General features: G+C 61.9%; 17 protein-coding genes. 16 read left to right on the top strand and 1 reads right to left on the bottom strand.

From position 1 onward, the window contains the following. Window positions 1-64 precede the first annotated feature (64 nt). From urtB to BLW71_RS26305, 6 genes are all read left to right on the top strand, one after another. Window positions 65-982 carry an urea ABC transporter permease subunit UrtB gene (gene urtB, locus BLW71_RS26330; protein WP_091808902.1) on the top strand — a complete coding sequence of 306 codons (918 nt, stop codon included), beginning with the start codon at window positions 65-67 and terminating at the stop codon, window positions 980-982. 60 nt (window positions 983-1,042) lie between these two features. Next, window positions 1,043-2,206, top strand: a complete 1,164-nt coding sequence (gene urtC, locus BLW71_RS26325; protein WP_091803692.1) for an urea ABC transporter permease subunit UrtC — start codon at window positions 1,043-1,045, stop codon at window positions 2,204-2,206. Beyond that, complete coding sequence (gene urtD / locus BLW71_RS26320) at window positions 2,203-2,946, top strand: urea ABC transporter ATP-binding protein UrtD (protein WP_091803689.1); 744 nt, start codon at window positions 2,203-2,205, stop codon at window positions 2,944-2,946. Before urtC ends, urtD begins: the two co-directional genes overlap by 4 nt. Before the next feature lie 72 nt (window positions 2,947-3,018). Continuing rightward, on the top strand, window positions 3,019-3,708 hold the full coding sequence (gene urtE, locus BLW71_RS26315) for an urea ABC transporter ATP-binding subunit UrtE (protein ID WP_091803686.1): 690 nt from the start codon (window positions 3,019-3,021) through the stop codon (window positions 3,706-3,708). A gap of 36 nt (window positions 3,709-3,744) precedes the next feature. Further along, window positions 3,745-4,977, top strand: a complete 1,233-nt coding sequence (gene fmdA, locus BLW71_RS26310; RefSeq protein ID WP_091803684.1) for a formamidase — start codon at window positions 3,745-3,747, stop codon at window positions 4,975-4,977. A 118-nt stretch (window positions 4,978-5,095) separates the two neighbouring features. After that, window positions 5,096-5,425: a zinc ribbon domain-containing protein gene (locus BLW71_RS26305; protein WP_091808900.1), complete on the top strand. Its 330-nt coding sequence runs from the start codon at window positions 5,096-5,098 to the stop codon at window positions 5,423-5,425. Window positions 5,426-5,466: 41 nt separating this feature from the next. Here the strand turns inward: BLW71_RS26305 and BLW71_RS26300 are convergent, their stop codons facing one another. Next, window positions 5,467-7,431, bottom strand: a complete 1,965-nt coding sequence (locus tag BLW71_RS26300; RefSeq protein ID WP_091803681.1) for a sigma-54-dependent Fis family transcriptional regulator — start codon at window positions 7,429-7,431, stop codon at window positions 5,467-5,469. A gap of 440 nt (window positions 7,432-7,871) precedes the next feature. Here BLW71_RS26300 and BLW71_RS26295 point away from each other — a divergent pair, with 440 nt between their 5' ends. The 10 genes from BLW71_RS26295 to BLW71_RS26250 all read left to right on the top strand — a co-directional run bounded on the left by BLW71_RS26295 (window position 7,872) and on the right by BLW71_RS26250 (window position 19,385). Then, window positions 7,872-8,936, top strand: coding sequence for an ATP-NAD kinase family protein (locus BLW71_RS26295; protein WP_091803679.1), 1,065 nt, complete (start codon window positions 7,872-7,874; stop codon window positions 8,934-8,936). A 40-nt stretch (window positions 8,937-8,976) separates the two neighbouring features. Next, a complete protein-coding gene (locus BLW71_RS26290) occupies window positions 8,977-9,960 on the top strand; it encodes a thiamine pyrophosphate-dependent dehydrogenase E1 component subunit alpha (protein WP_091803676.1) in 984 nt (327 codons plus the stop codon). Window positions 9,961-10,049: 89 nt separating this feature from the next. Continuing rightward, window positions 10,050-11,054, top strand: a complete 1,005-nt coding sequence (locus BLW71_RS26285; protein WP_091803674.1) for an alpha-ketoacid dehydrogenase subunit beta — start codon at window positions 10,050-10,052, stop codon at window positions 11,052-11,054. A 3-nt stretch (window positions 11,055-11,057) separates the two neighbouring features. Next, complete coding sequence (locus BLW71_RS26280; RefSeq protein ID WP_091803671.1) at window positions 11,058-12,170, top strand: acetoin dehydrogenase dihydrolipoyllysine-residue acetyltransferase subunit; 1,113 nt, start codon at window positions 11,058-11,060, stop codon at window positions 12,168-12,170. Window position 12,171: 1 nt separating this feature from the next. Next, window positions 12,172-13,170, top strand: a complete 999-nt coding sequence (lipA, locus tag BLW71_RS26275) for a lipoyl synthase (protein WP_091803668.1) — start codon at window positions 12,172-12,174, stop codon at window positions 13,168-13,170. 107 nt (window positions 13,171-13,277) lie between these two features. Then, window positions 13,278-13,724, top strand: coding sequence for an SRPBCC family protein (locus tag BLW71_RS26270; RefSeq protein WP_091803666.1), 447 nt, complete (start codon window positions 13,278-13,280; stop codon window positions 13,722-13,724). A 786-nt stretch (window positions 13,725-14,510) separates the two neighbouring features. Beyond that, a complete protein-coding gene (locus BLW71_RS26265) occupies window positions 14,511-15,899 on the top strand; it encodes a class I SAM-dependent methyltransferase (protein WP_091803662.1) in 1,389 nt (462 codons plus the stop codon). Between the two features lie 21 nt (window positions 15,900-15,920). Beyond that, complete coding sequence (locus BLW71_RS26260; RefSeq protein ID WP_091803660.1) at window positions 15,921-17,255, top strand: sensor histidine kinase; 1,335 nt, start codon at window positions 15,921-15,923, stop codon at window positions 17,253-17,255. Window positions 17,256-17,262: 7 nt separating this feature from the next. Further along, on the top strand, window positions 17,263-18,384 hold the full coding sequence (locus tag BLW71_RS26255; protein ID WP_091803656.1) for a hybrid sensor histidine kinase/response regulator: 1,122 nt from the start codon (window positions 17,263-17,265) through the stop codon (window positions 18,382-18,384). After that, window positions 18,384-19,385: a response regulator gene (locus BLW71_RS26250; RefSeq protein WP_091803654.1), complete on the top strand. Its 1,002-nt coding sequence runs from the start codon at window positions 18,384-18,386 to the stop codon at window positions 19,383-19,385. The genes BLW71_RS26255 and BLW71_RS26250 overlap by 1 nt, the downstream gene beginning before the upstream one ends. Window positions 19,386-20,001: the final 616 nt, after the last annotated feature.

The following is a 20,001-nucleotide window of genomic DNA, read 5'->3' as shown; positions in this document are numbered from 1 at the left end:
AAGCCACGAGTGCAGCGCGCCCGCCGCAGTGCGAGCGCGCGCCGATCAATTCGAGGAGAGCGACATGTCGGCTTCGGACATTCTTAACATCACGCTGATGCAGGGTTTCGCGGGCTTGAGCCTTTTCAGCGTGCTGCTGCTGATGGGGCTGGGGCTGGCGGTGATCTTCGGCCAGATGGGCGTCATCAATATGGCGCACGGCGAATTCATGACGATCGGCGCGTACACGATCTATATGTTTTCGCAGCTGGCCGACAACTATTGGCACGGCTTCGCGCCCGTGTATTTCCCGCTCGCCATTTGTGCGGCTTTCGCGCTGGCGTTCGCGGCAGGCTGGGTCGCGGAGTGGGCGTTGATCCGTCATCTATACCGGCGCCCGCTCGACACCTTGCTGGCCACCTGGGGGCTGAGCCTCGGCATGCAGCAGGTATTCCGCTCGGTGTTCGGTCCGAAAGAAGTGAGCCCGACTTTGCCCGACTGGCTGATGGGCTCATGGTCGCCGAAGCCTGGCCTCGACATTCCGATCAACGGCCTCTTCGTGATGAGCCTCGCCGTGCTGATGACAGGCGGCGTGCTGCTGGCGCTATACCGCTCGCGCTGGGGCCTGCGTGTGCGGGCCACGGTGGCGAACCGGCAGATGGCGAATGCCGCGGGCATCGACACACGCAAGACCGACCGGTTGACCTTTGCGATCGGCTGCGGCATGGCGGGCGTCGCGGGCGCGGCGTTCACCGCGATCGGTTCCACCGGGCCGACTAGCGGCTCGCTCTACATCGTCGATTCATTCCTCGTGGTGACGTTCGGCGGCGCCGCGAGCCTGCTCGGCACGGTGGCGTCCGCGTTCGGCATTGCGCAGATGCAGTCGATCAGCGAGTTCTTCATGACGGGTTCGTCGGCGCGCGTGGTGACGCTGTTGACCATCGTGATCGTGCTGATGCTCCGGCCGCAAGGACTTTTCGCGTCGAAGGTGCGCCGTGCGTGATCTTTCATTGGGTGCGCCTCTGAACCGACCTATCAATTGCTTCAGCCCGGAGAAACGCATATGGACCCGCTGAACCCTTCCGCCGGCGTGCCCGCCTCGCCGGATCATGCAGCCGGGCGCGCCGGCCTGCGGCCCGCGCTGTGGCGCTGGCTGACGACCGATGGCTACGGCAGCATCGCCGTGCTGGCGGCGCTGATTCTCGTGGTGTTTCCGCTCGCGCTCGACGTGTTCCGTCTGAACCTGATGGGCAAGTATCTGACCTACGCGTTCGTCGCGGTCGGCCTCGTGATGGCATGGGGCTACGGCGGCGTGCTGAGCCTCGGGCAAGGCGTGTTCTTCGGCCTCGGCGGCTACTGCATGGCCATGTTCCTGAAGCTCGAAGCCTCCGACCCGGTCAGCACGAAAATCCAGTCGACGCCCGGCATTCCCGACTTCATGGACTGGAACCAGCTCACCGCTTTGCCGTTCTGGTGGAAGCCGTTTCATTCGCTGCCGTTCGCGCTTGCGGCGGTGGTGGTCGTGCCGTGCGCGCTGGCGTTCGTGGTGGGCTTTGCCATGTTCAAGCGGCGCGTGGGCGGCGTGTACTTCGCCATCATCACGCAGGCGGTGGCGTTGATTCTTTCGGTGCTGATCATCGGCCAGCAAGGGTATACGGGCGGCGTGAACGGCATTACGGATTTGCGCACGCTGCTCGGATGGGACATTCGCGGCGACGGTGCGAAGCTGATCCTGTACTTCGTCAATGCGGTCCTGCTGCTGGTGGCGATTCTCTGTTGCCGGCAAATCCAGCGCAGCAAGCTCGGCACGCTGCTGCTCGCCATGCGCGACAAGGAAGACCGCGTGCGTTTTTCGGGCTACGACGTGGCCATGTTCAAAGTGTTCGCGTTCTGCGTCGCCGCGATACTGGCCGCGATCGGTGGCGCGATGTTCACGTTGCAGGTGGGTTTCATGTCACCGTCGTTCGTGGGGATCGTGCCTTCCATTGAAATGGTGATCTATGCCGCTGTCGGCGGACGCATGTCGCTGGTCGGTGCGGTCTACGGCGCGGTGCTCGTCAATCTCGGCAAGACGTGGTTTTCGGAGAGCTTTCCGAACCTGTGGCTATTCCTGATGGCTGCGCTCTTCATTGGCGTGGTGATGGCATTTCCGAACGGGCTCGCCGGTCTCTACGACAGTCATGTGAAGCCGTGGCTCGCGCGCCGCGGCGCAAGGAGCGCCTCATGAGCAATACCGATTTCGTGCTGGCTGTGGAAGAGCTGAGCGTCTCGTTCGACGGCTTCAAGGCGATCGATTCGCTCAACCTGTATGTGGATCGCGGCGAGCTGCGCGTGGTGATCGGACCGAACGGCGCGGGCAAGACCACGCTGCTCGATCTCATCTGCGGCAAGACGCGTGCGACCCACGGCAGCATCAAGTTCCGCAACGAAGAGATGACGCAGTTGCCGGAGTTTCGCCGTGTGCGCAAAGGGATAGGCCGCAAGTTCCAGACACCGTCGATCTACGAAAACCTCTCCGTGTTTCAGAACCTCGAAGTGTCGTTCCCGCGAGGACGTGGCGTGTTCGGTGCGCTGGCGTTTCGCCGCACCGACGACGTGATGGACCGCGTGAGAAGCGTGGCTGGTGAGATCGGCCTCGCCAGTCAGCTCGATCTCGAAGCCGGCTTGCTGTCGCACGGGCAGAAACAGTGGCTGGAAATCGGCATGTTGCTGATGCAGGAGCCCGAACTGTTGATGCTCGACGAGCCGATCGCCGGTATGAGCGTGCGCGAGCGCGAGGTCACGGCCGAGCTGCTCAAACGGATCTGCCAGAACCGTTCGATGATCGTTATCGAACATGACATGGCTTTCGTCGAGCAGATCGCCCACAAGGTCACGGTAATGCACCAGGGAAAGATTCTCGCCGAGGGCGCGATGGAGCAGGTGCAAAACGACCCGCGCGTGATTGATGTCTATCTGGGCCACTGAGTCGTGTACGAAGTCGAACGAACCCCGAGTTAAACAGGAGGCGGCCGTGAAACGAGCAACGAGGAGCCCAGCATGTTGAATGTCGACGACGTATTCGTCAGTTATGGCCAGAGCGAAGCCTTGCACGGCATCAGCTTCAACGCCGCCCGCAACGAGACCGTGGCGATCATGGGACGCAACGGTATGGGCAAGACCACGCTGTTCAAGTCGCTGATCGGCATTTTGCCGCTCAAGGCGGGTTCGGTGCAGGTGGATGGAGAAGAGGTCTCGCGCGATGAAAGTTTCCGGCGCGTCGCCAAAGGTATCGCGTACGTGCCACAGGGGCGGCAGATTTTCTCCACCTTGAGCGTGGAGGAGAACATCCAGACCGGTCTGGAGAACTCGCCCACGAAGCGCGTGCCCGAAGAGATCTATGCGCTCTTTCCGGTGCTCTATGAGATGCGCTCTCGCAAGGGCGGCAACCTGTCCGGCGGTCAGCAGCAACAACTGGCGATTGCCCGCGCGCTGGTGACGGAGCCCAAGGTGCTGTTGCTCGACGAGCCCACCGAGGGCATTCAGCCGTCCATCATTAAGGACATTGCGCGCGCGCTGAATGAGATCCGCAAGTTGCGGGACATCACGATTGTCGTGTCCGAGCAGGTCCTGAGTTTCGCACTCGATGTGGCTGACCGGCTCTTCGTTATCGAAGGCGGGCGCCTCGTGCATGAGAGCACGCGCAGCGACGCCGACACCGCGAAGATTCGCGAGTATCTGTCGGTGTGAGCCGACTGTCTGCAATTTCCAAGAGGAGAGTTTGCAATGGCTGAAACGCTAATCAAGGTCGATCTGAACCAGTCGGCCTACGACAACGAGAACGTCCACAACCGCTGGCATCCGGATATTCCGATGGCCTGCTGGGTCAATCCGGGCGACGATTTCATTCTGGAGACCTACGACTGGACCGGGGGCTTCATCAAGAACAACGACAGTGCCGACGACGTGCGCGATATCGATCTCTCCATCGTGCACTTCCTCTCGGGACCGGTGGGCGTGAAGGGCGCGGAGCCGGGCGATCTGCTGGTGGTGGACCTGCTCGACATTGGCGCGAAGCAGGAGAGCCAATGGGGCTTCAACGGCTTCTTCTCGAAGAAGAATGGCGGTGGTTTCCTGACCGACCATTTTCCGCAAGCACAAAAGTCGATCTGGGATTTTCATGGTCTCTACACGAGTTCGCGCCATATTCCCGGCGTGAATTTCGCGGGCCTGATTCACCCGGGGCTGATCGGCTGCCTGCCTGATCCGAAGATGCTGGCCACCTGGAACGAGCGCGAAGCCGGGTTGATCGCCACCGACCCGCAACGCGTTCCCGGCCTCGCCAATCCGCCGTTCGCCGCCACGGCGCACATGGGGCGCCTCGCCGGAGACGCGCGCGACAACGCCGCCGCCGAAGGCGCGCGCACCGTGCCGCCGCGCGAGCATGGCGGCAATTGCGATATCAAGGACCTGTCGCGCGGTTCGAAGGTGTATTTCCCGGTGTACGTGGACGGCGCGGGTCTTTCCGTCGGCGATCTGCACTTCAGCCAGGGCGACGGTGAAATCACCTTCTGCGGCGCCATTGAAATGGCCGGCTGGGTGCATATGAAGGTGGAGTTGATCAAAGGCGGCATGGAGAAATACGGGATCAAGAATCCGATTTTCAAACCAAGCCCGATCACACCCAACTATAACGACTACCTGATCTTCGAAGGCATTTCCGTCGACGAGCAGGGCAAGCAGCACTATCTGGACGTGCATATCGCCTACCGTCAGGCGTGCCTGAATGCGATCGAGTACCTGAAGAAGTTTGGTTACTCCGGCGCGCAGGCTTACTCGATTCTGGGCACGGCGCCGGTGCAGGGGCATATCAGCGGCGTCGTGGATGTGCCTAACGCGTGCGCGACGCTCTGGTTGCCGACGCAGATTTTCGACTTCGATATCCAGCCGACTTCCGCAGGGCCCGTCAAGCACATTACCGGCGGCGTGGATCTGCCTTTGTCACCGGATCTGGTCTGACGTAGGCGGCTGTTGAAACACCCGAACGGGTTGTGGCTGGAAGACCGCCGTGCTGAGTTTGTTCATGGCGCGGCGGTCGTTGGAGATAGAACGAATCAAGGTACTCAAGGACCATACCATGCCGACATATGATTACCGTTGCGAGAACTGCGGCCCATTCGCGGCGATCCGCCGCGTGGCCGAGCGCGACATGCCTTGCGCATGCCCCACCTGTGACACGCCGGCGCAACGCACCTTGAGCTTGCCTTCGTTGTCGTTGATGGCGGCGAGCGCGCGCGCCGGGCATCAGGTCAACGAGCGTTCGGCGCATGCGCCGCAACGCTCGGCCGAGTACAAGCACCGGCATGGGCCGGGTTGTGGATGCGGATCGGGCAGCATCAAGGGCGCGACGACCGCGGGCGGCCTCAAGACCAATCCCGCGGGCAGGCCATGGATGATCAGCCACTAACCGGTGGTGCCGTTGGATTATCGGCGCCAGCGGAAAAAGCATTAGCAGCGATGCGGCCCGACGATCCCCAGTTTCGCGATACGCCGGTATAAGGTCGCGCGCGACATGCCCAGTGATTGCGCCGCGGCGTTGGGCCGCCATTGATGTTGCGTCAGCGCTTCGACAATGCGCGTACGCTCGTCGCGCGGGTCCTGCTGCGCGAACGCCGACGCCAATGCGCGATTGCCCGCGCCCTCGGGTGCCAGCAATGCCGCGACGTCCGGCGCGATATGCCGCAATTTAACGCGGGCGGAATCGCACATCGCGCAGGCGTAACGCAGTACGTTGCGCAACTGGCGAATGTTGCCCGGCCATGCAAAGGCCGCGAGGCATTCGGCGAGGCGTGGGTCGAGGGTGAGGACATGTCCGGCCATTTGCGCTTCTTCGTCGAATACGGCCGCGATCATGTCGCCGATATCCGCGCGTTCGCGCAACGGCGGCATCGGCAAGCTGGCGCCGCTCAAGCGGTAATAGAGATCTTCGCGGAACGATCCTTCCGCCACCATCTGCGCGAGATCGCGGTGCGTGGCGCATATCACGTCGATATCGACGCGCACGGGCGCATCGCCACCGAGCGGCATCACCTCGCCTTCCGCCAGCACACGCAGCAGCCGTGTCTGCAGATTGAGCGGCATATCGCCGATTTCGTCGAGAAACAACGTGCCGGTATGCGCCTGCGCGATCTTGCCGCGAGCGCCGCGGCTGCGTGCGCCGGTAAAGGCGCCGGGCGCGTAGCCGAATAGTTCGCTCTCGATCAGCGATTCGGGAATCGCCCCGCAATTCACGGCGATAAATGGCCGTGTACGTCTCGCGCCCGAATCATGCACGGCGTGCGCGAAGACTTCCTTGCCGACGCCGGTCTCGCCGAGAATCAGAATCGGCAGCCGTTTGCCGATGATGCGCAATGCCACCGACGCGTTGTGCGCGATGCGTGCATCGGCGCTTTTCAGAAAACGGCCCAATGCGCCGACTTGCAGATCGTCCTGAGTCCCGCCGTGCGATTGCCGCGCGGCACCGGCCGCCGCGCCGGTTGTCGCACGCGAAGCGCGTTTGAGCGGCGCACGAATGCGCGCGTACAAAGTGGCGCCCGTCGCGCGCAGGCGCAAGCAGACAATCGCATCGGTACGCGCGACGTCGTGCAGGTGCACGTCGGCCGTGTCGAATATCTCGTCGATGTGGCGTGGACCGTTCAACGCGGGAATGCACTCGCGCGCCTTGCGATTGGCGGCGACCAGATTGCCGCATTCGTCGAACGCGATCAGCACTTCGGGTTGCGCCTCGACGAAGTTGCGGCTCGAATGACCGAACAGGATCCAGTGCTGCGCGGTTTGATTGAGGAAATAGCCGTCCTCGATCAGGCCGGCACTTTGACGCACCAGTTGGAACACCAACCGCTGACTGTCGCGGTTATCCGGCGAGCGCACGGCGGAGGCGTCGAGCACGCCGATCATCTCGCCGGTCGGCGCGAAAATCGGCGCGGCGCTGCAGGTCAAGGTCGTGAAGGCGGCGCGAAAGTGATCGGTCTTATGCACCGTGATCGGCGCGAGATCGGTCAGTACGCTCGCCACGCCACACGTGCCTTCTTCCCGTTCGGACCAGCATGATCCGATATACAGTCCCGCGTGCTTGAAATCGCTGCGGCGTTCCCGCTCGATCCGGTAGTCGATCGTGATGCCGTGCGCATCCGTGAGCATCACGCAATAGTCGGCGACGCGAATCATGTCGTGCAGGCGGCTCAGGCACTGGCCCGAGGCACGCAGGAAAGCCTCCTCTTTTCCCTGCACTTCGCGCAATTCGGCAGACGTCAGGACGCGTGGGCCGATCGCCGCCCCGGGATCGAGCCGATATTGTTCGAACGAGCGTTGCCACGACGATACGAGGCGCGTGGAATCGGCCGGCGCGGGAAGCCGTCCTTCGATGGCGCCGCGCACGCGTTCGACGTGCTGGTTTTGCGAAACGTAAGGCATGGTCGGCTCCGGTCGAGCGACACGCAGTCAGGTCAGGCTGTTCTTGTAGCACATCCCGCCGCATCAATCACATTGCAATGCAGCACGCGAGACGCGTGAGACGTTTGTCTCAACTCGGGATGAGACGCCGTCTCGCATCGCCTCGATGCAGGTGGCACAAGCGTTTGCACGACTCAATGCGCAAGTGATGCCAGCCGCTGCACGTCGCACACGCGGTACGTGAGACGCGCCGCGCGTTGCGGCGCACGGCGCGACCAACCCGCCTCGCAACGTGTTCGAGGCGCAAGACCCTTTAAACAAGGCACGTTCGCCTGGTCTGACGCTCGCGCGGTGAAATTGGCACACCCCTTGCAGTGTTCTGCTCATGACAAAAGCGTCGTCGCTCGAAGACGGCGCTCCAGGTATGAGTCCGCGCAAGACGCGGGCAGGAGACAAGCCCAGTGCCATCGCCAGTGACCGTCGGCGTGATCGCGAACCCCGCGTCGGGTCGTGACATTCGCCGCCTTACCTCCTACGCATCGGTGTTTCCGACAGCCGAGAAAGCCAACATGGTCGTTCGTCTGTTGGCGGGCTTGGGCGTGCTCGGCGTGGATCGTGTGCTGACCTTGCGCGACCGGACCGGCGTTGCCGCGTTGCTGCTGCGCGCGCTCGATACGCATGCCGCGGTCGCCGCGCAGCAACGCTGGCCCGCGGTCGATTTCATCGAACAGCCGATCACCGATAGCGCCGTGGACACGCATGCGGGTGTCGCCGCCATGCTGCAGGCCGGCGTCGAACTGATTGCGGTGCTGGGCGGCGACGGCACGCATCGCGCGGTGGCCGCGCATTGCGGCAGGGTGCCGTTGCTGACCTTGTCGACGGGCACGAACAACGCGTTTCCCGATCTGCGCGAGGCGACGGTCGCCGGTCTCGCCGGCGCTCTGGCAGCGTCCGGCGCGGTGCCGCCAGAAGTGGCGTTCACGCGTAACAAACGCCTTGTGGTGCGCTGCGTGGCCGGTCCGAACCGCGGCCGTGAAGAGATCGCCTTAGTGGATGTGTGCGTGAGCCGGCAACGCTTCGTCGGTGCTCGCGCCGTATCCGATCCGGCCGATATCGACACGCTCTTTCTCACCTTCGCGTCGCCGGACGGCATCGGGCTCTCGTCGATCGGCGGCGCGTGGGCGCCCGTCGAGCGCACGGCGTCGCACGGTTTGCATCTGCGCTTTGCGCGGCCCGGCGAATCCGGCGTGCCGCTGGTCGCGCCGATTGCACCGGGGCGCGTCGAGCGGGTCTTCATGCGGACCTGCGAGCGTTTCGAAGTCGGCAACTGGACGCCGCTCGATGCCGAACACGGCACGCTCGCGTTCGACGGCGAGCGCGAAATCGAACTGGAGCGCGGCGATCAATACGAAATCTCGCTGGATTGGGACGGGCCGCTCACCGTCGATGTCGAACGCACGCTGCGCTACTCGGCGTCGCGGCAACTGGTTCGTGAAGTGGCAAATGTGGTTGCGCATCAAACGTAGGTTGTAGGCAAGCAGTGCATTCATTCCAAGGAGACACACCATGTCGGTTTCAACTGAGTTGAGCAAGGACGAACTGCTGAAGGCGTATCGCATGATGCGCACGATCCGCGAGTTCGAGGAGCGCCTGCACGTGGAATTCGCGACCGGCGAAATACCCGGTTTCGTGCACCTGTATGCGGGCGAGGAAGCGTCCGCGGTCGGCACGATGCTGCATCTGAACGACGCGGACTACGTGGCGACCACGCACCGCGGTCATGGCCACTGCATCGCCAAAGGTGTCGACGTGCGCGGTATGATGGCCGAAATCTATGGCCGCAAGACCGGTGTATGCCACGGCAAAGGCGGCTCGATGCATATCGCCGATCTGTCGAAGGGCATGCTCGGCGCGAACGGTATTGTCGGCGCGGGCGGCCCGCTGATTTGCGGAGCGGCGCTCGCGGCAAAGTACAAGAACTCGGGCGGCGTGGGCGTGTGTTTCTTCGGCGATGGCGCGTCGAATCAGGGTGTGATCTTCGAATCGATGAATCTTGCGTCCGTATGGCGCTTGCCGGTGATCTTCGTCGCGGAGAACAACGGTTATGCGGAAGCGACTTCTTCGACGTGGTCCGTTGCGACCGACAACATTGCCGATCGCGCGAGCGGTTTCGGCATGCCAGGCGTAATCGTGGACGGCTTCGATTTCTTCGCGGTGCATGAGGCGCTTGGCGAGGCGATCGAACGGGCGCGTCACGGCGGCGGACCGACGCTCGTCGAAGTGAAATTCTCGCGCTACTTCGGCCACTTCGAAGGCGATGCGCAAACCTATCGCGCGCCGGGCGAAGTGCAGAAACTGCGGGACGAGAAAGACTGCCTGAAGCGTTTCGAGGAACGCGTGGTGCGCTCAGAGATGCTCAGCGCGGATCAATTGCGCGGCGTCGATGCGGAAGTCAAGGTGTTGATCGATAGCGCCGTGACCGAGGCCAAGGCCGCTCCGCTGCCAACCGCAGAAGACCTGTTGAGCGACGTCTACGTGTCCTATCCGTAACGCGCCCGCGGCAAACCCGAACGATTCGCAAACTTTCACGGAACCGAAGTCGGCGCGACAGCGCTAACGCCGGTCGCCAGGAGACAGACATGGCACGCAAGATCACATTTTCTCAGGCAATCAACGAAGCACTGAGTCAGGAAATGGCCCGCGATGAAACCGTCATCGTGATGGGCGAGGACAACGCGGGCGGCGCAGGCTCGCCAGGCGAACAGGACGCGTGGGGCGGCGTACTCGGCGTCACGAAAGGCCTGTTTCACAAGTATCCGGGCCGCGTGCTCGATACGCCGCTTTCCGAAGGCGGCTATATCGGCGCGGCGGTGGGCGCGGCCGCGTGCGGCATGCGGCCGGTGGCCGAGTTGATGTTCATCGATTTCATGGGGGTGTGCTTCGACCAGATTTTCAATCAGGCCGCCAAGTTCCGCTACATGTTCGGCGGCAAGGCGGTGACGCCGGTCGTGATACGTGCAATGCAGGGCGCTGGTTTGCGCGCGGCCGCCCAGCACTCGCAGATGCTGACCTCGCTGTTTACGCACATACCCGGACTGAAAGTGGTGTGTCCGTCCACACCGTACGACGCGAAAGGGCTGCTGATCCAGGCGATTCGTGACAACGACCCGGTGATTTTCTGCGAGCACAAGCTGCTATACAGCCGCGAAGGCGACGTGCCCGAAGAGTCGTATGCGATTCCGTTCGGCGAAGCGAACATCGTACGGGACGGGGACGACGCCACGATCGTCACGTACGGCCGCATGGTGCATTACGCCACCGAGGCCGCGGAAAAACTCGCGAAAGACGGCATAGAGGTCGAGGTGATCGATCTGCGCACCACCTCGCCGTTGGACGAAGAGACCATTCTCGAAAGCGCGAGGCGCACTGGCCGCGTCGTGGTCGTGGACGAAGCGAATCCGCGCTGCTCGATGGCCACGGATATCTCCGCACTCATCGCACAACGCGCATTTCACTCGCTGAAGGCGCCGATCGAAATGGTGACCGCGCCGCATACGCCCACGCCGTTCGCCGGTGTGCTCGAAGATATGTATATCCCGTCGGCCAGGCAGATCGCTGACGCCGTGTTGAAAGTGAGAGGTTAAGCGATGCCGATCCATATGATTACGATGCCCAAGTGGGGCCTTTCGATGGAGCAGGGGCAGGTCAACGGCTGGCTCAAGGCGATCGGCGACAAGGTCACCAAAGGCGAGGAAATACTCGACGTGGAGACGGACAAGATTTCGTCCGGCGTCGAGTGCGCGTTCGACGGCATCTTGCGGCGGCAGATCGCGCAGGAGGGCGACACGCTGCCGATCGGCGCGTTGCTTGCCGTGGTGGCCGACGCGGAAGCGGCGGATGCGGAGATCGACGCGGCGGTCGAAGCATTTCAGCGCGACTTCGTGCCGGCCAGCGCCGAGGCTGGCGAATCCGGACCCCAGCCGGAAAAAGCGCAGATCGGCGGGCGCACCGTGCGCTATCTGAAACTGGGCGATGGCGGCACGCCCGCGGTGCTGATTCACGGCTTTGGCGGCGACCTCAACAACTGGCTTTTCAATCATGCCGATCTCGCCGCGCATCGCACCGTGTGGGCGCTGGATTTGCCCGGCCACGGCGAATCGGGCAAAGCGGTCGAGACCGGCAGTGCGGAAGAACTGGCGGACAGCGTGATCGCGTTCATGGACGACCGCGGTATCGGCAACGCTCATCTGGTCGGTCATTCGATGGGCGCGCTGGTGGCCATGACGGTGGCCGCCAGAGCGCCTGCGCGCGTCGCGTCGCTTTCGCTGATCGCGGGCGCGGGGCTCGGCAATGAAATCAATGGCGGGTACATCAGCGGATTCACGGAGGGCAGCAATCGCAACGCGCTCAAGCCGCACCTGGCGAAGCTGTTTGCCGACCCCACGCTCGTGACGCGCCAACTCGTGGAGGACATCGTCAAGTACAAGCGGCTCGAAGGCGTGCAGGACACGCTACGCAAGATTGCCGCGTCTGCTTTCGATGGCGACGTCCAACGCGCGGGCTATCGCGACCGGCTTGCGGAGTTGGTGCCTCGCGCGTTGGTGATCTGGGGTGCTCAGGATCAAATCATTCCGGCTTCGCACGCACAGGAACTCCAGGGCGATATCCGAGTTCATGTGCTCGAAGGAAAGGGGCATATGGTGCAGATGGAGGCGGCCTCGGAGGTGAACCGCCTGCTCAACGACTTCCTGGGGCGTTGAGATGGACGCCGCCCTGCATGGCGATAGCGTCACTGCACTTGGCCAGCACGGCAAGCGCAGTGGCGACAAACTCGCGCGAATTCCGGTGAAGATCGTGCCGCTCGCCGGCGGCGAAGCCTTGCCGAAGCCGCCGTGGCTGCATGCGCGGCCGATGATGAGCGAGACGGTTGCCGGCGTGGCGGCGATTCTGCGCGAGCATCGATTGCATTCGGTGTGCGAGGAGGCGATGTGTCCGAACATCGGCGAATGTTTTGCACAGCGCACCGCCACGTTCATGATCATGGGCGGTATCTGTACGCGGCGTTGTGCGTTCTGCGACGTCGCGCACGGCCGGCCGGAGCCATTGGACGATGGCGAGCCGCGCAGGCTCGCCGAAGCCGTGGCGGCGCTCGGTCTTCGCTATGTGGTGGTGACCTCGGTGGATCGTGATGATCTGCGCGACGGCGGCGCCGCACATTTCGCAAGTTGCATCGCGTTGCTGCGCGAGCGTGTACCGGGCATCCGGGTCGAAGTGCTGACGCCGGATTTTAGGGGGCGCGTGGAGCGGGCCTTGTCCGAACTCTCGCAGGCGTGGCCCGACGTGCTCAATCACAACATCGAAACGGTGCCGTCGCTGTATCGGGCCGCGCGTGCCGGCGCGGACTATCGCGGCTCGCTCGCGTTGCTCGCGCGCGTCAAGCAGGCGAATGGGGCCGTATTGACGAAGTCGGGATTGATGGTCGGACTTGGCGAGTCCGACCAGGAATTAATCGACACCATGCGCGATTTGCGCGCGCATGATGTCGATATCCTCACCATCGGCCAGTATCTTGCGCCGTCGCGCTTTCATATGCCGGTGCGTCGATACGTCGAGCCGGGACAGTTTGCTTCGTGGCGCGACGAAGGTTTGAAAATGGGCTTTCGCGAGGTGGTAGCGGGGCCGCTGGTGCGTTCGTCGTATCACGCGGATCATGCCGCCGATGTGGTGACGGCCGCAGGCCGGAGGAACGGTCACGGGTGAAGTCCGTTGGTGTCTACGGGTTTTCCCGAGTCATTGCCATGTCGATATTGCTGGCGCCGGTTCGTCGTAGGAGTATGTCCAACTCTTTAGTGAAAGGCGAACACACCATGACTACCGGAACCGTCAACCTTCATCGGATCCTGCGCGCTACTCCTGAGCGCGTTTACCGGGCATTCCTCGAAGCCGATGCGCTGGCAAAATGGCTTCCTCCTTACGGATTTACCTGTCAGGTTCACCACATGGACGCGCGGGTGGGCGGTACGTTCAAGATGTCCTTTCGTAACTTCGGCACCGGCAACGGTCACTCGTTCGGCGGCGAATACCTCGAGCTGGTGCCGTCCGAGAAGATCCGCTATACGGACCGGTTCGACGATCCGAACCTGCCCGGCCAGATGATCACCACCATTTCACTGCGGCAGGTGTCTTGCGGGACCGAACTCGCCGTCGTGCAGGAGGGCGTGCCCGAGGTCATTCCTGTCGAGATGTGCTACCTCGGCTGGCAAGAGTCGCTGGTTCAACTGGCCAAGCTGGTCGAGCCCGAGATTCCAGGCTGACTGCGGCGGCATAGACGTGGGCGCGGTACTGTCCTTCATACCGCGATTCACTGCTTATGCCGAACTGCGGTCTATGAGGTGCTTACACGCGCGTTCCTGCCGGCGCATGCTGTCCAATTGGATAGATGCGCCGTAGGGCTGGCAAAGGCATTCGTATTTCGAAGCACATCGGGCCCAAGAGCGCGGCAAAGCCAATAGCTAACAATTTTGCAATTGGACGTTATACGGTTGGCAAAGGTCAAATCAAGATGCTATTTGCGTAATTCACCCGCGCGCGCAGGCGCCTTTTAACACGTAATAAAACGGAAAGCTAAAGCTATTTGGGTCAATTCCCGGAAGCTCAATCCGAGCGAACCGCCAGAGCCCTTGTGCCGGCTTCGGAATAGCGCGGTGAGTCACGCCCACATTCGTAGACCCAGCGCGGCTGAGCGTCGCTATTGCGTAGCGGACTAATTCGCGCTATAGCAATCATCTTCCTGTCCACAGTGGCGGCCATTGAGAAAGACGGCTCGTCAACACTCCAATTCCAACGCGTGTAGGCGCTCGTAAGGCAAACTTGCCGACGTGCTTCCCCGCTAATTTGGCGTGGTTCAGAATTAACCGGTGTTGGTGTTACACTGCGACTCGCCGGAGGCCAGCTTCTGGCAAAGGGTTTTATTGTTGCCCGCGCAACACTGGTTTGATCCACGTCCACGGCTCGTATCCCATGTCGTAAGTGCGGCAGCCAATCACTGGACTTCATCCAACACCCAACTGCGTTTTCCAGATTCCTCAGGTTCTTATACCGTGTACTCTCAAACGCAAATCGATCCGGTAGTCAGCTTCCGCAACTCGCAACGCGAGCACGTGCGTGGGACGATCATTAACCTCCAGAGAAAGTCTTTGGTGATGGAGGTCTATAACCCCTACTCGATCGTGCAGGTCAGCGAGGTGTTAAGCGAGCTGAGCGTGCGGATGGGTAGCAAGAACGCCTATCTGGGCAAGGCCGTGGTCGTCAGTCTGGTGAACACCGGCCTCACGGCGGTGGTATCGCTGGCGCTGATCGACGAATGGCGCGAACTGAGCGTCCTGTCCAATGAACCCAGGTCGGTCGGGCGAGAAGCCGAACTCTTCATCAGCGACTGGGATGCGCGCTTCAATATCCGGCGCGGCTACCAGATCGTGGTCAACGAGATGCGCGCGTTCCTCTCGGAAGTGTCGCGCTGGGTCGAGCAGGTCGATCTCACCGAGAGCCTGCCAAAGACCGACGGCAGGCTGCGCGAGGATCTGTTCTACGAGCTCGCCACGCCGATCATGCACAAGGTCAAGTCCTACCTCGTGCGGCTCGAAGAAGAGGCCGGACTCGTCGACGTAGACAGTGCCCCCGTGCATCGTACGTACGCGCAAGCGGCACTGCATCCGTTGCTGCTGCGAGCCCCTTTCGTTTACCGGACGTTTACGAAGCCGCTGGGCTATGCCGGCGACTACGAGATGGTCAACCAGATCCTGAACGATCCGCAACAGGGACCGACCACCTACTTCCAGATCGTCAATACGGCTTTCCTCAAGGCCGCCGTGGCGACCGCGCACCGGAACCGGATCACGCTGCTGATCGACTTTCTGACGCGTCAGGCCGAAGCGGCGCGCGTTGCCGGCAGACCGTTCCGGATACTCAACGTCGGCTGCGGACCGGCTTTCGAGATCCAGCGCTTCGTGCGCGAATACGCGCGTCCCGATCTGCTGTCGTTCCAGTTGGTGGACTTCAGCGAGGAAACACTGGCTTTCACGAAGGCCGCCATCGAAAGCGCGGCGGCCGAGGCCGGAAAAACGGTTTCGGTGGAGACGGTGCATCAATCGGTGCACGATTTGCTGAAACGCAAAATTACACCCGATGCGTCTCTGCGGGAATTCGACGCCGTGTACTGTGCGGGCCTGTTCGACTATCTATCGGACAAGGTGTGCGCGCGCCTGTTGAGTTATTTCGCTGCGCGTACGCGACCTGGCGGGCAACTGCTCGTCACCAACGTCCACTCGGCGAACCCCGAGAAGTTCGGCATGGAGCATCTGCTCGAGTGGTATCTGATCTATCGGGACGAGAGCGGCATGCGCTCGCTGCTGCCCGCACAGTCCACCGAACAGAAGCTCTATGTCGACGAGACCGGGGTGAATGTGTTCGCTGAAGCCACGATCCTCTGAAACGTCAGCAGACACCCACCCATGAGTATCAGTCAACTGCACACAGGCTATCAGACCGAGCTGGCGGACTTCCGCGTGACGTTCAGCCGCGGCGGCGCGTATACGGCCATTGTGCTCGTCCTGCTGGGCGTGGGGCTGGATCACGCGCAGTATCCGCAACTGCAGACGTCGTTCGCCGCCGCGCGTCTGCTCGTCTCGCTGCTGATCGGTGGCATCGTGATCATGCTGGGCACCGCATGGGGCCGACGCATGTCCCCATGGTTGACGCTCTCCTGGCTGCTGCTGCCGCAGGCCATGATTTCGTGGATGATCTGGCAGACCGACGGTGTTCAGTCGCCCTACTATATGGGTCTGAATCTTGCCATCTTCGCTTCCGGGATCGCGTTGCCATTCGGGCTGTGGCAGAACCTGGTTTTCGGGGTGCTGTCCTGCGTCCTGTACCTGCTTGCCTGCCTGCTGCCTCCGCATGGCGCCGTGCTGGTCGGCACGATGACCGTCAACGTACTGCTTCTTCTGTTCGCCGCTGCCGCCAGTGCTGTCTACACTTTCTTCAATGAGCGGGTGCGCTTCATGTTGTTCCGCCTGAAGACCGAAGTGTCGGAAAAGAATGCCCAGCTCGAAGAAACCAACAGCAAGTTGCTCGACATCAAAGGCCAACTGCTGCAGCAGGAAAAAATGGCAGCGGTCGGTACGCTGGCCGCGGGCCTGTTGCATGAAGTCAACAACCCGGTGAATTTTTGCCTGATGGCGATCGAGGTCGCGTTGGAGGAGCCCGTGACCAAAACGGAACCGACGCTGCAGGAATGCCTTGTCGACGCGAGGCAGGGCATGCAGCGGATCCAGCACATCGTGTCGGACCTCAAGACCTTCGCTTACCGCCGGCCCGGCGCCGAGGCGGAGGCAGGCACGCCTTTCCTGTTCGAAAAGGCACTCGATTCGGCAATCCGGCTCATCGCGCATGAATTGCGCGGTGTAGCCGTGACGCGTGACCTTCCCGCGGATACGCTCGTGCTGGGCGACGAAGCGGCCATTATCGGCGTGTTGATCAACCTGCTTTCCAATTCAGTGCTGGCCATGCGCAATGCGGGCACCGCCGGGCCGACGATTCACATCTCGGTGAAGTGGTCGGAGCAACGCCTGCATGTGACGGTGCGGGACAACGGGCCGGGCATCGCGGATGAGCATCTGGCGCGCGTGTTCGAGCCGTTCTTCACCACGCGTGATGTCGGGCAGGGCCTTGGCCTGGGTCTGTCGATCAGTTATGCCGTTATCGAACGCCATGGCGGCCTGCTGTACGCTGAGAGCGAACTGGGAAGTTGGGCATCGTTCAGTTTCGATCTGTCGCGCGCCCCGTGAGAACCCCATGAACGACATCAGGCAGACGCAGCCCACTATTCTCTACGTCGACGACGAAGAGTTGGCGGGCAAATATTTTGCACGCGCGGTCGATGCGGATTATGAGGTCCTGCTCGCGAAAAGCAGTGACGAAGCAATTGCTATCCTGCAACAGGACAACGCCCGCATTGCCGTGCTGGTGACGGATTTCCGCATGCCTGGCCGCGATGGCGGCGACCTGTTGCGACAGGTGGCGCAGGAATACCCGCACATCGTTCGTATTCTGGTCACCGCTTACGCAGACGTGGACGTGCTGCTACAAACGGTGAATACCGGCGAAGTTTTCCGCATCCTCGAAAAACCGCTTAAGCCCGCTTCCGTGCGCGAGACGCTGCAAATGGCGATCGAGCGCTATCGCGAGCGCGCCATTCAGAACCAGCGGTTGATGGCGATAGACGAGACGCTCGCCTTTCTGGCGCACGAACTGAACACGCCGCTCGCTTCCATCGCGTTGAACGCGAGCAGCATCGAAAATCGCGACGACAGGGAGCACGATTCGCCGCTCGAGATCACCGGGGCCGTTAGAGCGATGCGCGAGAGCGCACAATACTGCATTGCGGTGGTCTCGTCCTTCTGGCGATCGGTTCACAATGGGCACCGGAAAATGGCGGAGGGCGATGCCCGTACCGAGATAACAGCACATGGACTGATCTCGGCTTTGCTCGACACCTATCCGTTTGCGGCGGCGCAGCGCTCGTGGGTGCAGGTTGAGATCATCGGCGACTTTCCCGTCGTGACGCAGCCCAATTGCGTGGCGCTCGTGCTCTCTTCGCTATTGTCGAATGCGCTGCGCGCGCTGGCGGATGTGCCTTCTCCGTCGGTGCGCTTTACCGTGACAGCAGAGCCCGGCCCCGGCATTCGCATTAGCGACAACGGGCCAGGAATTCCGCCCGAGATAAAGGCCCGCCTGTTGACGGACCCGATTACAACGCACGCGAAATCCGGCGGGAACGGCTTGGGCCTGATTCTGTGCAATCGCGTCATGCAGTCCTGTGGCGGCGGACTCCAGATCGAGTCCACGTCGGGGGTTGGCACCACCGTCATGCTGGATTTCCCCCCTATCAAAGGTCAAACGCACAGGAGTTGTTGATGAACGAAGCGAAAGCCACACAGGAGTCGTCGGCGGCGATCATCTTCGTCGATGACGAGGCCACGGCCGTGAAATACTTCCAGCGTGCCATCGGAAGCCTGGCGCCAGTCCTGACTGGCAACTCGGTGGAAGAGGGCAAAGCGTTACTGGACGCACACGGTGACACGGTGGGCGTCCTTGTCTCCGACCAGCGCATGCCGGGCGAGTTCGGCAACGAGTTGCTCCGCTATGCAAGCGAGCGCTATCCGCATGTCGTGCGGATACTGACTACCGCTTATTCGGAGATCGACCAGACTGTTGCCGCCGTCAACCTCGGTCATATCCACCGCTACATCAAAAAGCCGTGGGACATTGCAGCGTTGCGCATGGAACTGAAACAGGCGCTCGAACTGTCCGAACTGCGCAAGGAGCGGGACCATTTGCAGCGCGAGAAACTCGGCGTGCTGCAAAAGCAGACTCTCGCCACTCGGATCGGTCTGATTCGCGCGCTGTCCGCCACGCTGATCGGGCCCGAGCGCTTCCAGCCGGTGGAGACGTACCTCGCGGCCGCACTGCTCGCCGACGTGCACAATGCCGAGCCGGACTGGCTGTTGCTGGACTACTCGGATCTGGTCGCGGCCGAAAGTAGCCGGAGCGGGGCGTTTGGCAACATGGTGTCGGCGAAGCTCGCGGAGTTGCGTAACCGACGTGCCGTTTCTGGCGGTGGCGACGCTGTGGCGGCGCTGGCTGACACGTTGGAGGAGGCGGGCATCAGGGTCAGGCGCGAAGCGGATGCTCTGGTGTGGGACGAGCTTGCGGCGCTTACCGAATTTCTGGGAGAACCGGCAAACCAGGCCGTATCGAGCCGGCACGCTGCATGGTTGGCAAGCCTGCTTTGGCTGGACGCGAACGACCTCGCGCTCCAGCCGGTACGTGAAGGCAACGCCGTCGCGTTTCGGCCTACCCAATATAAAACAGAGTTTTCTGCCGATCGCCTCGCGACGTGGATCGAGCAGTTCTGAGCGCCGCTGCGGGTGGGAGTGGGAGTGGCGTTGTTCGTCCATTGCTGACAGTGGCGCCCACCTCGGGCAGACCATTCCGATATGTGTGGGCGAGAAGTCGTGAATCAGCCGGCGGCGCGCTAATGCCAAAAGAGACTCAATGGCGACGCTGCTCTTCCGTTTGGCTCACGCAAATAAATACAAGTAAATCGCGGCGATGCCAGTAGACCATTTAGCGACGCAAAGCAAAGCGGATATCGAGCCTAAAGTCCGCCATAGAAAAGCCGAGATCACGCAAGGAACAGGGAGAGGATTGCCGCACACGCGAAATAAGCGTGATTTGATGGTCATTGCTTAAAACGTAACGCATCCGATTGATTCAACAGCCTGCTGGATGGTGATTGAGGTTGCGGGAACTCGCCGAGTCCATTTTCCCCGCGAATCAGCTCTCAGACTTGAAATACCTTCGGCATGACTGAAGCACATATGAGCCGAGTGCGCCGTCCCGGTGAACGCGCCGTTTTCTAGTTCAATGACTTCGCCCGGATCCATGCGGTACATTGCATGCGGTACATTGAATACCTAGCGCGTATTCATTCGCCACACGGAGAGAACCCCGCATGCGATCTTCGGCTCA

The organism is Burkholderia sp. WP9 (assembly GCF_900104795.1).
Taxonomy (GTDB): Bacteria; Pseudomonadota; Gammaproteobacteria; order Burkholderiales; family Burkholderiaceae; genus Paraburkholderia.
Note: the sequence above shows the minus strand (reverse complement) of the source record. Positions and strands in the feature narration are given on the sequence as shown.

Bases quoted from the DNA above. Each gene is read 5' to 3' on its own strand.
- urtB (WP_091808902.1), top strand. From the start codon at position 65: ATGTCGGCTTCGGACATTCTTAACATCACGCTGATGCAGGGTTTCGCG.
- urtC (WP_091803692.1), top strand. From the start codon at position 1,043: ATGGACCCGCTGAACCCTTCCGCCGGCGTGCCCGCCTCGCCGGATCAT.
- urtD (WP_091803689.1), top strand. From the start codon at position 2,203: ATGAGCAATACCGATTTCGTGCTGGCTGTGGAAGAGCTGAGCGTCTCG.
- urtE (WP_091803686.1), top strand. From the start codon at position 3,019: ATGTTGAATGTCGACGACGTATTCGTCAGTTATGGCCAGAGCGAAGCC.
- fmdA (WP_091803684.1), top strand. From the start codon at position 3,745: ATGGCTGAAACGCTAATCAAGGTCGATCTGAACCAGTCGGCCTACGAC.
- BLW71_RS26305 (WP_091808900.1), top strand. From the start codon at position 5,096: ATGCCGACATATGATTACCGTTGCGAGAACTGCGGCCCATTCGCGGCG.
- BLW71_RS26300 (WP_091803681.1), bottom strand. From the start codon at position 7,431: ATGCCTTACGTTTCGCAAAACCAGCACGTCGAACGCGTGCGCGGCGCC.
- BLW71_RS26290 (WP_091803676.1), top strand. From the start codon at position 8,977: ATGTCGGTTTCAACTGAGTTGAGCAAGGACGAACTGCTGAAGGCGTAT.
- BLW71_RS26285 (WP_091803674.1), top strand. From the start codon at position 10,050: ATGGCACGCAAGATCACATTTTCTCAGGCAATCAACGAAGCACTGAGT.
- BLW71_RS26280 (WP_091803671.1), top strand. From the start codon at position 11,058: ATGCCGATCCATATGATTACGATGCCCAAGTGGGGCCTTTCGATGGAG.
- lipA (WP_091803668.1), top strand. From the start codon at position 12,172: ATGGACGCCGCCCTGCATGGCGATAGCGTCACTGCACTTGGCCAGCAC.
- BLW71_RS26270 (WP_091803666.1), top strand. From the start codon at position 13,278: ATGACTACCGGAACCGTCAACCTTCATCGGATCCTGCGCGCTACTCCT.
- BLW71_RS26260 (WP_091803660.1), top strand. From the start codon at position 15,921: ATGAGTATCAGTCAACTGCACACAGGCTATCAGACCGAGCTGGCGGAC.
- BLW71_RS26255 (WP_091803656.1), top strand. From the start codon at position 17,263: ATGAACGACATCAGGCAGACGCAGCCCACTATTCTCTACGTCGACGAC.
- BLW71_RS26250 (WP_091803654.1), top strand. From the start codon at position 18,384: ATGAACGAAGCGAAAGCCACACAGGAGTCGTCGGCGGCGATCATCTTC.